General features: G+C 69.7%; 9 protein-coding genes. 6 read left to right on the forward strand and 3 right to left on the reverse strand.

The window, feature by feature from the left end; genetic code table 11:
* Positions 1–7: 7 nt before the first annotated feature.
* On the forward strand, positions 8–1,600 hold the full coding sequence (locus tag ACMCNK_RS12050; RefSeq protein ID WP_412736487.1) for a glycoside hydrolase family 13 protein: 1,593 nt from the start codon (positions 8–10) through the stop codon (positions 1,598–1,600).
* Positions 1,601–1,644: 44 nt separating this feature from the next.
* Positions 1,645–4,629 (forward strand): discoidin domain-containing protein, encoded by a 2,985-nt coding sequence (locus ACMCNK_RS12055; RefSeq protein ID WP_412736488.1) that lies wholly within the window; start codon positions 1,645–1,647, stop codon positions 4,627–4,629.
* A gap of 38 nt (positions 4,630–4,667) precedes the next feature.
* On the opposite strand, the gene ACMCNK_RS12060 is transcribed toward ACMCNK_RS12055, so the two are convergent.
* Both ACMCNK_RS12060 and ACMCNK_RS12065 read right to left on the reverse strand, forming a co-directional pair.
* Positions 4,668–5,780: a glycoside hydrolase family 26 protein gene (locus tag ACMCNK_RS12060; RefSeq protein ID WP_412736489.1), complete on the reverse strand. Its 1,113-nt coding sequence runs from the start codon at positions 5,778–5,780 to the stop codon at positions 4,668–4,670.
* A gap of 349 nt (positions 5,781–6,129) precedes the next feature.
* A complete protein-coding gene (locus ACMCNK_RS12065; RefSeq protein ID WP_412736490.1) occupies positions 6,130–7,203 on the reverse strand; it encodes an alkene reductase in 1,074 nt (357 codons plus the stop codon).
* Between the two features lie 123 nt (positions 7,204–7,326).
* Here ACMCNK_RS12065 and ACMCNK_RS12070 point away from each other — a divergent pair, with 123 nt between their 5' ends.
* From ACMCNK_RS12070 to ACMCNK_RS12080, 3 genes are all read left to right on the forward strand, one after another.
* Positions 7,327–7,695, forward strand: coding sequence for a MerR family transcriptional regulator (locus tag ACMCNK_RS12070; RefSeq protein WP_412736491.1), 369 nt, complete (start codon positions 7,327–7,329; stop codon positions 7,693–7,695).
* A 12-nt stretch (positions 7,696–7,707) separates the two neighbouring features.
* Positions 7,708–8,682: an aminoglycoside phosphotransferase gene (locus ACMCNK_RS12075; RefSeq protein WP_412736492.1), complete on the forward strand. Its 975-nt coding sequence runs from the start codon at positions 7,708–7,710 to the stop codon at positions 8,680–8,682.
* 154 nt (positions 8,683–8,836) lie between these two features.
* Positions 8,837–10,111, forward strand: a complete 1,275-nt coding sequence (locus ACMCNK_RS12080; RefSeq protein WP_412736493.1) for a helix-turn-helix domain-containing protein — start codon at positions 8,837–8,839, stop codon at positions 10,109–10,111.
* Here the strand turns inward: ACMCNK_RS12080 and ACMCNK_RS12085 are convergent.
* Positions 10,080–11,867: a prolyl oligopeptidase family serine peptidase gene (locus ACMCNK_RS12085; protein WP_412736494.1), complete on the reverse strand. Its 1,788-nt coding sequence runs from the start codon at positions 11,865–11,867 to the stop codon at positions 10,080–10,082. The genes ACMCNK_RS12080 and ACMCNK_RS12085 overlap by 32 nt on opposite strands.
* A 352-nt stretch (positions 11,868–12,219) precedes the next feature.
* Here ACMCNK_RS12085 and ACMCNK_RS12090 point away from each other — a divergent pair, with 352 nt between their 5' ends.
* Positions 12,220–12,477, forward strand: a complete 258-nt coding sequence (locus ACMCNK_RS12090; protein ID WP_412736495.1) for a hypothetical protein — start codon at positions 12,220–12,222, stop codon at positions 12,475–12,477.
* Positions 12,478–12,575: the final 98 nt, after the last annotated feature.

A 12,575-nucleotide genomic window follows, 5' to 3' on the forward strand; every position in this document is an offset into this window, starting at 1 on the left:
GGTGAACGTGGCTACCCCATGGTGGCGCGACGCGGTGATCTACCAGATCTATCCGCGCAGTTTCGCCGACGGCGACGGCGACGGAATCGGCGACCTCGACGGCATCCGGCACCGCCTGGGCCACCTCGCGGACCTCGGCGTCGACGCGATCTGGATGAGTCCGTGGTACCCGTCCCCGATGGCCGACGCCGGCTACGACGTCGCGGACTTCCGCGACATCGACCCGGTCTTCGGCACCCTGGCCGGCGCCGAATCGCTGATCCGCGAGGCGCACGCGGCCGGCCTGCGGATGATCGTGGACATCGTGCCGAACCACGTGTCCCGCGCACACCCGTGGTTCGCGGCGGCGCTGGCGTCGCCGGACGCCCCGGAACGCGACTACTTCTGGTTCCGCCCCGGCGGCGACACTGCCCCGACCGGTTGGCGCAGCGAGTTCGGCGGCCCCGCGTGGACCCGCACCACCAACCCGGACGGCACCCCGGGCGACTGGTACCTGCACCTGTTCACCCCCGAACAGCCCGATCTCAACTGGGACCACCCGGACGTACGCGCCGAGTTCGAGAGCATCCTGCGGTTCTGGTTCGACCGCGGCGTCGACGGCATCCGGATCGACTCGGCCGCGCTGCTGCTCAAGGACCCGGCGCTGCCCGAGGTGGCCGACGGCGCCCCGCACCCGTACCACGACCGGGACGGCGTGCACGACATATACCGCGCCTGGCGGCGGGTGGCCGACGAGTATCCCGGCCGCGCCCTGATCGGCGAGGTGTGGCTGCCCGACCCGGAACGGTTCGCGAACTACCTGCGCCCGGACGAGCTGCACGCCGCGTTCAACTTCGACTTCCTCGGCTGCGCCTGGGACCCCGGCCTGCTGCGTGAATGCATCGACCGGACCCTGCACGTCCACGCCGCGGTCGGCGCCCCCGCCACCTGGGTGCTGTCCAACCACGACGTCACCCGCCACCCCACCCGGTACGGCCGGGCGGACACCACGTTCAGCTTCGCCGCCAAACGCGAGGGCGTACCGGTCGACCTGGAACTGGGCACCCGCCGCGCCCGCGCCGCCACGCTGCTGTCGCTGTCGCTGCCCGGCGCGGCGTACGTCTACCAGGGCGAGGAACTCGGCCTGTGGGAGCACGAAAGCATCCCGCCCGGCCTGCGCCAAGACCCGATGTGGGCCCGTTCGGGTCACGGCCGCGACGGCTGCCGGGTGCCGCTGCCGTGGCACGGCGACGAACCGCCGTTCGGGTTCTCCCCCGACAGTGCGGCCGAGCCGCCGTGGCTGCCCCAGCCGCCGGAGTGGAAGGGCCTCACGGTCGCGGCCCAGCGCGGCGACCCCAGCTCGATGCTGGAGCTGTACCGCGCGGCGCTCCGGGTACGCCGCGGCGAACCCGGCCTGCACACCCCGGCGCTGGACTGGCTGCCCGCAGCGCCCGGCGTCCTCGCGTTCACCCGCGGACCGGGCTTCGCCTGCGTCCTGAACCTGTCCGCGGCGCCGGTCGCGTTGCCGGACCACGACACCCGCCTGCTGGCCAGCAGCCCCCTCGACGGTGACCTCGTCCCCCCGGACACCGCGGTGTGGCTGCGCCTGCAACACCGATGACCCATCCACCACCCCCGGCTCGGCCACCTCACGAAGGGATCCCCATGGCCATCCGCACCGCTCCGTACCGCCGCCGCACGCTGGCTGCCCTCATCAGCGTTCTCACCGCGGCGTCATTGACGGCGTTCGCCCACACCGCCCCGGCCCAGGCCGCCGGGCCCGACCTCGCGGTCGGAAAGGCATTCACCGCAAGCAGCAGCACCGACGTGTACCAGCCCGGCAACGCCGGGGACGGCAAGACGGACACGTACTGGGAAAGCACGAACAACGCGTTCCCTCAATGGCTGCAGGTCGACCTCGGCGCCACGGTCGCGGTCGACCAGGCAGTTCTGCGGCTGCCACCCGCCGCCGCCTGGGCCACGCGCACCCAGACGCTGACCATCCAGGGCAGCACCGACGGCTCGTCGTTCACGCCGGTCAAGGCGAGCACCGGGTACACGTTCGACCCGGGCACCGACAACGCGGTGACCGTGGACCTGCCCGCGACCAGCACCCGCTATCTGCGGCTGACGTTCACCGCCAACACCGGCTGGCCCGCGGCCCAGCTCGCCGAGCTGGAGGTGTACGGCCCGGGATCCCCGCCGCCCACCGATCCGCCACCCACGGGCACCGACCTCGCCACCGGCAAACCGATCGACGCGTCGTCCACGGTGTACTCGTTCGCGGCCACCAACGCGAACGACGGCAACGTGGCGACGTACTGGGAGGGCAGCGCGTACCCGGCGAACCTGACCGTGAAGCTGGGCGCCGATGCGGTCACGAAGGCCGTCGTGGTGAAGCTGAACCCGGACCCGATCTGGGCGGCGCGTACCCAGACGTTCTCGGTCCTGGGGCGGGCGCAGGGCGCTTCCGCGTTCACCACGCTGGTGAACTCCGCGACCTACCGGTTCGACCCGGCCTCCGGCAACACGGTCACCGTCGCGGTCAGCGCGACCGTCGCGGACGTACGCCTCAGCTTCACCGCCAACACCGGGGCGCCCAGCGGCCAGGTCGCGGAGTTCCAGGTCATCGGCACCCCGGTACCGGAACCGGAGACCTCCGACCTGGTCGGGGCCGCCACCTGGTCGCCGGCCAACCCGGCCGCGGGCGACCCGGTCACGTTCGCGGTGGCCCTGCGCAACGCCGGGAACATCGCCACCACGTCCGGCGCGCACGACGTCACGGTCACGATCCTCAACGGCTCGACCACGGTACGCACCCTGACCGGCTCGTACACCGGCACGCTCGCACCCGGCGCCTCGGCACCGCCGATCGCCCTGGGTACGTGGACGGCCGCCACCGGCCGGTACACCGTGCGTACCGTGATCGCGGACGACCCCGGCGAGCTGCCGGACCGCAAGGCCAACAACACCACCGAGACGCCGCTGCTCGTGGGGCGCGGCGCAAACATGCCGTACGACTCGTACGAGGCCGAGGACGGCCAGGTTGGCGGCGGCGCGCAGGTGGTGGGCCCGAACCGCACCATCGGGGACCTCGCCGGTGAGGCATCCGGGCGGCGGGCCGTCACGCTGAACCAGACCGGCGCGTACGTCCAGTGGACCACCAAGGCGAAGACGAACACACTGGTCGCCCGGTTCTCCATCCCCGACGGCACAACGAGCGCGATCGACGTGTACGTCGACGGGACCCTGAACCGCACCCTGCCGCTCACCTCCAAGTACGCGTGGCTGTACGGCGACGAGGCCAACCCGCAGAACTCGGGCACCGGCGCCCGGCACATCTACGACGAGGCGAACGTCATGCTGACCGGCACGGTGGCCGCGGGCAGCACGATCCGCCTGCAGAAGGACGGCGCGAACCCGGGCCCGATCGCGATCGACTTCGTCAACACCGAGCAGGTCACCCCGATCGCGAACCCCGACCCGGCGAAGTACGTCGTGCCCGCGGGCTTCGACCAGCAGGCCGTGCAGGCGGCTCTGGACACGGCCCGGATGGACACCGCCAAGAGCGGGGTTTACCTCCCGCCGGGCGACTACAAAACCACGGGCAAGTTCCAGGTGTACGGCCGGGCGATCCAGGTCGTCGGCGCGGGCCCCTGGTACACCCGGTTCTTCACCCCCGCCGACCAGACCGAGACCGACGCCGGTTTCTCCGCGCAGAGCGGGGCGGGCGGCTCGGCGTTCAAGAACTTCGCGTTCTTCGGCAACTACACGATCCGGCGGGACGGCCCCGGGAAGGTGTTCGACTTCAGCAACATCGCGGACATCACGATCGACAACATCTGGGCCGAGCACGTGGTGTGCCTGTACTGGGGTGCCAACACCGACCGGATGACCATCAGCAACTCCCGTATCCGGGACACGTTCGCCGACGGCATCAACATGACCAACGGCAGCACGGACAACCACGTGGTCAACGACGACGCCCGGGCCACCGGCGACGACAGTTTCGCGCTGTTCTCGGCGATCGACGCGGGCGGTTCCGACGAGACCGGCAACGTGTACGAGAACCTGACCGCCACCCTGACCTGGCGCGCCGCCGGGGTCGCGGTGTACGGCGGGTACCACAACACGTTCCGCAACATCTACATCGCGGACACGCTGGTCTACTCCGGCATCACGATCAGCTCGCTGGACTTCGGGATCCCGATGAACGGTTTCGGCGCCGACCCGCCGACCGTCTTCGACAACATCACGGTCGTCCGTGCCGGTGGGCATTTCTGGGGGGCGCAGACCTTCCCCGGAATCTGGGTGTTCTCCGCGTCGAAGGTGTTCCAGGGCATCCGGGTGAGCAATGTGGACATCGTCGACCCGACGTACTCGGGCATCATGTTCCAGACCAACTACGTCGGCGGTCAGCCGCAGTTCCCGATCAAGGACACGGTCTTCACCAACGTCACGATCTCCGGCGCACAGCGCAGCGGTGATGCGTACGATGCCAAGTCCGGCTTCGGGATCTGGGCCAATCCGATGCCCGAGGCGGGCCAGGGCCCGGCCGTCGGCGAGGTGACGTTCAACGGCCTGCACCTGTCGAACAACTACCGCGACATCGAGAACCCGACGACCACGTTCACCATCCACCGCAATTGAGTACGACGGGCCCGCGCGTGCACGCGCGGGCCCGTCCCCTAGCCGGCGAAGCGGGCGCTACGGGCCATCGCCTTGTACGCGGCGAGCGTGGTGGCGCTCGTGTCGATCCGGAAGTTGTGCGGCACGTCCTCCTGGGTGTCGGTGTCGAACCACACCAGGCCGCCGATCTGCGGCGTCGACTTCACGTACGCGGACAGGTCGGCGATCCAGTCGGCCTTGCTGCGCCCGCCGAAGTCGACCGCCGCGGTCTCCGTGACGATGATCGGCTTCTTGCCCCCGTACGCGCTGACCACCGGCTTGAACAGGGTCCGCGGGGACTCCTTGAAGAAGTTGTAGCCGGAAACGCCGACCCAGTCGACGTACGCGTCGCCGGGGTAATAGCGCTGCATCTTGTTCCACGAGGTGTTGGGGCCGGAATTCCAGTTCGGGCTCCACACCCAGGCGACGTTGTCGGCGCCCTCGGCGCGGAAGATGTCGTGCATCCGCCGCCACGCCCGGATGTAGCCGGCCGTGTCCTGCCCGTTGTTCGCGCCGCCCCACTCGAACCAGTCGCCGTTCATCTCCCAGCCCCAGCGCAACATCACCGGGTGCCCGTGCCGGGCCAGGTCCCGCGCCGCAGATTTGATCAGCTTGTCGGACCCGCCGCCGTTGATCCGCGAGTACGGCACCCCGTGCCACGACACCAGCAGGGTGCTGTCACCGATCGAGGGCCGTTCCAGCCGTTCGCCGAAGCCGTAGAAGACGTGCACGATGCGCTGCTCGCGGCCGAGCTGGCCGCGGCGCAGCGCGATGCTCTGCGACAGCGACTTGCCGCTGAGGCTCATGTACGCGCCCAGTTTCACCTTGCCCGCCTCGAACGGCACCGGGCCGCCGAGCGACGAGTGTGCCGTGGTGGCCCCCGCGCTCGGCGACGCGGACCCTTCCGGGGTGGCCGACGCGGACGCCGACGGGCGCGCCGTCGCGGTGGCGGGGCCGACGCTCGCGCTCGGGGCGCCGCTCGTGGTCGCGCCGGTGCTCGGGGTCGCGCGCGGCGGCGCGGCCTCGGCCCCGCGCCGGGCGGTCGAGCAGGCCGCCGGGAGGGTCGCCAGCGCGGCCAGGGTGAGCAGCCCGCGGCGCGGTAGCCGGGGGCTGCCGGACGATGGGGCGGTCATGGTTCTCCTCGCATGCGGTCGTTTCCGCGGGCGAGGCTACCCGGCTGAAAAGCATAAATATGTCGTGGGCGACCATTTGCCTACGACATTTTGCGCAATACTCGTGTTTCTCTGAAATCCGTCATCGTGCCTAGGTCGGCAATGCGGCATTCGGTCTGATTGCCGTGTCTCGTGCCTGCTGACCGGATGACCCGGGCTGCGGCGGCTCCGCGTTCCCCTGCCCGCCGCCGCTGCCCCGCCGAGACGGCCGGGTCCGCGTGGATGATCGGCCCGGCCGGGTGTGTGCTTGGCACCCACACCCGGCCGGACGTCACCTCATCGCGCCGGACGGGCAGACCTGACGGCAGGGTCAGCCGGCGTACCGGTATGTGGGATAGGTGATGTACCCCTGGTCACCACCCGCATACCAGGTCGCCTGGTCGTCCTCCGCGATCGGGAGGCCCTGCCGCAGGCGCTCGACGAGGTCTGGATTGGCGATGAACGCGCGACCGAAGCTGATCAGATCCGCCCCCAGGCCCAGCCAGCGGTCGGCGGCCGCCCGGTCCGCCTTCTTCGGGCCCATCGGGAACGCCGGGTTGACGATGAGCGTGCCGGGCCAGGCGTGCCGCAGCCCGACCAGCACGTCGTCGGCCGTGGTCACCTCCAGGTGCACGTACGCCAGTTCCAGCGGCGCGAGCTGCGCGAGCAGGGCCGCGTACATCTCGGCCACGTCCGTCTCCGCAGCGCCCCAGATGCCCGCGCCGGGCGAGAGCCGGATCCCCGTACGGTGCGCACCCACCGCCTCGGCGGTCGCAGCCACCGCCTCGACCGCGAAGCGGATCCGGTTGGTGAGCGAGCCGCCGTACCGGTCGGTGCGCTGGTTGGCAGCGCTCGACAGGAACTGGGAGATCAGGTAGCCGTTCGCGCCATGCAACTCCACCCCGTCGAAGCCCGCGTCGATCGCGCGTACCGCGGCATCGGCGTAGGACTGTGCGTGCTCGGGCACCTCCGCGGTGTCCAGGGCCCGCGGCACCGGCGCCGGCCGGCGCCCGTTCGGGGTGAAGATCTCCCCCTCGAACGGCACCGCCGACGGGCCGACCGGCTGCATCCCGCTCGTCTCCGGGTGCGACACCCGCCCACCGTGCATGATCTGGGCGAAGATGCGCCCGCCGTTGGCGTGCACCGCGTCGGTGACCTGCAGCCACGACTTGACCTGCTCGTCGGTGTGCAGGCCCGGGGTGCCGGGGTTCGACTGCCCGACAAGGCTCGGCTGCACCCCTTCGGTCACGATCAGCCCCGCGGTGGCGCGCTGGGCGTAGTAGGTCGCCATCGACGGCGTCGCCAGCCCGCCCGCCGCGGCACGGACCCGGGTCAACGGAGCCATCACCACGCGGTTGGGCAGGACCAACTGGCCGAGCTGGAAGCGGTCGAACAGGGTCGTCATCGCGTACTGCCTTCCGGGAGCCTCACGGGGGGTCACGCCCGCCGACCGGGCGTGCCGCTACGCTAGGACCTGACACTGACGTCAGATGCAAGCTTTGCGGGGCGGATCACATCGGGAGGCACCATGCGGATCGGCGATCTCGCCGCCCAGGCCGGGGTGAGCGTGCGCTCGCTGCGCTACTACGAGGAGCAGGGGCTGCTCACCAGCACCCGGAGCACGGGTGGCCAGCGCCAGTACACCGACAACGAGATCGCCCGGGTCCGCTTCCTGCAGCGCCTGTACTCCGCGGGGCTGTCCAGCAAGACGATCGCCGAACTGCTGCCCTGCGTCGACTCCCCCAGCGCGCAGAACGCCGACGACGCGTGGGAGCGGCTGACCGACGAACGGGACCGGATCACCGCACACATCGAGGAACTCACCCGGGCCCGCGACGCCCTCGACCAGCTCATCGACATCAACCGCCAACACCGCGCCCGGCTCGCCGCAGACTGAGGCGTCGCGACAGTGACCCTGAATGACGAGTACGGGATCCGGCGACCGCGCCTGGCGGACACGCCGGACAGCGTTCGGTTCGCGGTGGAGGAATTGCTCGGCAGTTCTGTCGTCGCCGAATACCCCGCTGAAGCAGGGTTCACGCCGTCAGTGGCATCGGTCGTGATCGGCACTGACGGGAGCCGGTTATTCGCCAAGGCCGCTCCAGTGGGCCAAGGTCTCGGTGAGGCCGTGGAAGCCGGTGTGGCTCTGGCCGTGGTGGCAGACGAATTGGGCCCCCGGCTGGTCGGTTCCACCTCCGTGGAGCAATGGCGGGTGGCGGCCTACGAAGTCGTCGACGGCGCCCCCGTGACGAGGTGGGAAGCGGCCGACCAACCGAAGATCCTCGCGGTGGTGCAGCGCATGCGTGAGTTGATGGATCCAAGCCCCATCGCTGGCACGTCACCGTATGCGGAGGCGTTTCTTCCTCTGCTCGGCTGCTGGCAGGCGCTGAACCGCAGCGCAGACTCTGAGCTCAGCCGGATAGCCGTGGAGCATGTGCGCGGGCGGCCGTTGCCGGTGGATGTTGCTATCCCGCGGCTCGCCGAGCTGGAGAGTCGATGGCTCGACGTCCTCGCCGTCGGATCCGCCCTGCACCATGGGGATCTGCGGCGGGACAACGTCATCCGGCAACCCGACGGGGAGTTCCGGATTGTGGACTGGACACATCTGTGGACCGCACCGGGCTGGATGGACCTCGTCCGGCTTGCTCCCGACCTGGCCGCGTGCGGACTCGACCCCGAGCACCTGCTACAGCAGTCATCTTGGCAGGACACACCGGCGGAGGACGTCAACGTGGCGCTTGCTGGGCTGTCCGGCCGAGCCTGGAGGGAAGGGCACCTACCCGAGCTCCCCGGCCTACCGGGGCTGCGCCGGATGCAACGGGAACAATCCCTCTACACCCTGCGATGGCTCGAGTCCCGCCTCGGAGGAACCAGAAGACAATAGTGCAGCGCCTGTCCGCCGCCGAGTAGAGCCGCGCGCATGCGGACATCGGGATTGTCCTCATGCTTGGACGACGGTGCCGTGCGACCCGCACCCGCGCCGCGCCGACAATGGACTGTTGTCGGTCGTGTACGGCGCTCCCGAATGGTGGTGACAGATGGGCCAGACCCCGAAGGATCTCCAGCCGACCCGTTCGGTGCTGCATTTCCTGGGGGCTGAAATCCGTAGGCTCCGCCTCGGAGCAGGCATGTCCCAGGCCGATCTCGGCAAGGCCCTCTTCGTACACAAGGACCTGATCCGTCGGGTCGAGGCCGCCGAGCGTACGCCCTCCGACGACCTCGTCGAGCAATGCGACGCGACATTGGGCGCCAACGGGCGACTTCACCGCCTGCTGCCGATGCTGCAGCGCGAACGTGTCCTCCGGCCAGCGCGTGACGTGGGCGGGGCGGCGTCCGGCTTCCGATCGGAGGCGACGGATCGGCCCGTGCTGGACTGGCTGCTGTCGACCGCACCGGTCCGGCGTTCAGACGCCGCTGATCAGCACGCCGCTGCCGACCAGTTGAGGGTACTCCGCGAAGCGGACCACAGACACGGAGCAGGACTCACGTACCCAGGGCTGGCAAGGACTCTCGCCGAGAGCCTGGAAGCGTTGACCCGCTGTGCGCCGCAAGTAGCGGTCGGATACCTGGAACTTGCCGGATACGAGGCCGTCGACCTGGGCAACGACGGTATGGCGCAACAGCGCTACCTGCGTGCACTGGAGATCGCCACCGGAGCGGGCGATCGCCTGTACGGCGGCTACCTCATCGCGGTCAGCCTCGGCCACCTCGCACTGCACTGCGGTGACCCCGAGCAAGCTGCCCGCCTCGCCAGAGCATCCCTGCGCGGTATCGGGACAGCCGCCACACCGGCCATTCGGGCCGCCTGCCGCACCGTGCTGGCGCGCGCCCATGCGCGGCGTGGCGAAAGGGTCGCGTGCGCGGCGGCGTTGCTGCTGGCCGAGAGGGATCTCGCTCGGAGTCGGCGCTCCGAGGAACCATCCTGGATTGCCTATTTCGGCGAAGCTGACCTTGGCGACGAAAGGGCACACTGCTTCTTCGATCTCGGCCTTCATGCACCGGCCCAGCGCGAAGCGGCGCAGGCGGTCGCCGCCCTGGAGCCGCATCGCATCCGCCGCAAGGCGATCGATTCGGCGCTGAGCACGGCGTCACTCGCCCGCAGCCGGCAGGTCGATCACGCGTGTGCCATGGCCCGTCAGGCAATAGACCATGCCACCGCCATCAGTTCGTTCCGCAGCGCACACCGGATCGTGCTCATGCTGGCGGAACTGCAGCCCTATTCGGACCAGCCCGAGGTGCGAGACGTCGTCGAATACGCTCACACGCGGCTGCCCGTGCTCGTCAACCCGGCAATGACAAGCCCGCCCTCTTGAGCACGTTCAGATACGCGGCAAGCTCGGCGTCCAATGCCGTCGCCAACGCCGACCGCGACAGATAGTGCCCGACACCGTCGAGCGGCAGCAGCCCGGCAAGCATCCCCCGATTCTGTAGCGCCTCCGCCAACGCCATCACGTCGTCGATCGGTGCGACCTCATCCGCGACGCCGTGCACGAGCAGCACCGGCCGCCGTACCCGGTCCGCACGCACGCCGGAATCGTCACCGGCCAGGATCACCGCGTGCGGGCGCTGAAATCGGGGTGCTGTGGTCGCCCACCGATGCGGGTCCACGATCGCCGATCGAGCCACCGCCAGTGCGAACGGTTCTTCCTCGCCGACCGCTCGCAAAGCCGTGTAACCGCCCGCGCTGGCGCCCGAGATGAAGACCGCACCCGGGGCGGCAAGCCCGGCCGATATCAGGTGCCGGGCGACGTTGCGGCAGTCATCGACATCGAATCGGCCCCACTGCCCGTCCAGCGACTTCCTGAATTCCCGGCCGTAGCCGGTGCTACCCCGGTAGTCGACATCCACGACGGCGAACCCACGGTTGGTGAAGAACTGCACCTCCCCGTCCAACCTCAAGGCGACGTGATAGGTCGGACCCGGATGCGGTCTGACGATCATCGGCGTCGGACGGCCACCGGTCGCCGGTGGGTGGTACACGGCAATCACTTCGCCGTCCCCGGACGGCACCCTCATCAGCTCCGGCGCCGGCAGCCGGCCGAGTGGCTGCTCCCGGCCACGCCGGATGACATCGACCCGGCCCGAGCCGTCCGGCGAGATCACCGCGATCTCCTGCTGGCGGGTCGACGACGCCCCGATCACCGCGATCCGGCTGCCAACCCGCGCGAGAAACGGCTTGATCGATGTGTACGGCGAAGCAAGCAACGTCGTCCGCGTACCCGACACCACCGCCAGGCTCTGCTCCGGCCCTCGCTGGACGGTCATCACGATCCGCCCGCCGTTCAGCAGGACGTAGTTGGCGTATCCCGACTCCCACGGAGCGGTCGCGCATTCGGCCGCCATCGGCGCCACCGCCTCCGTGTGACCGTCACGCCACCGGTAGAGGTTCCACCATCCCGTCCGGTCCGACATGAAATACAACCAGCCATCGAAACCCCATCGCGGCTGGAAGGCAGATTCATCGCGCCCACCGGCCACCCGGACCGGGTTCGCCAGCGAACCGGCGGCCGGCCCGCGATCCGCCACCCACACCTCGCTGGAGTCCCACGGCATCACCCCGGGACCCCACCGCACCCACGCCAGTCGACCCGGCGCCGGACGTGGCGTGGCGAGGAGGCCATCGGTGCTCAGCAGGACACGAACCTTGCCCGACGAAACCTCCACCGCCACGATCTCATCGCCGCGTGTTCCCTCGCGGATACTCAGCAGACCTTCGTCGGACCAGACTAGGTCCCCGTACACATGTGCGGTGCCGCGTGTGCGGACGTCCCGACCGGCGAGCTGTCCGGACTCGTTGTCCACCACCACGACGTCGCCCGACGGCAGCACCGCGTACGGCATCCCGCCATACGCGTGCAGACTGCTGCCCACGCTCACCCCCGCGGGCCCGGTCACCTGGCATTCGGAGATTTCCGGGGTCCACCGCACCACGGCGTCCTGCCCGGTCAACGGCGAGGCTTCCACCCAGTACAGACCCCCGCGATGCCCGGTCAGCCAGTCGTACGAGACCCGGTGACCGGCCACCTGAGCAGCCGTCGGTGCGACGTCCGCTGCGCCGTCGTCGATCACGTGTGCCCCCGCATCCTTCGGATCACGTACGAAACCCGACCACCTGCCGACCGTCCATGTCTATCCCAGCTCAACCCATGCGGACATCGCCAGTGTCCGCGCCCATCACCTGGTGATGCGCCTACCCCACCGGCTCAATGGAATCCGGCACCGCACCCCCAAAATCGCGCGGATCCCGCACGAAAGGAAAGGTGATCATGACTTTGGCCGTATCAGTCTTGGCCGCAATGGTGATCGGGTTTCTGGGCGGCCTGCTCATGTTCAAGGCCAAGCAGCGGTGGTGTCCGGTATGCGGGGTGTCATTGGAATGCCCGATACATTCAGATGGAGCGCAGGGCGGCCGGGGCACGCGATGAGCGCCGCACCGCGCCACACCCCCGGCCGTCCGACGTGGCGCTGCCGGCAGTGCGGCTACCCATGGCCGTGCCGGCCGGCCAAGACTCACCTGCTCACGGAGTACAAATACTCGCCATCGGCGTTGACGATCTACCTTGCGGCCCAGATGTACGACGCGCTGACCGACCTGCACCGGCGCGATCAGCCTGCCGCCCTCTACGACCGCTTCTTGTCGTGGGCGAGGGGCACCGGCGCCGGATCTCGACGGTCATGACCGTCGGACACCGGCGCGGCGGGCTGGAACGGTTGAATCCCGTCGTGGCACCGGGTGCTGTGGCCGCGTGGCGCAGCCAGTCATGCCACCGCCGTCCT

It is taken from the genome of Krasilnikovia sp. MM14-A1259 (genome assembly GCF_047159535.1).
GTDB lineage: Bacteria > Actinomycetota > Actinomycetes > Mycobacteriales > Micromonosporaceae > Actinoplanes.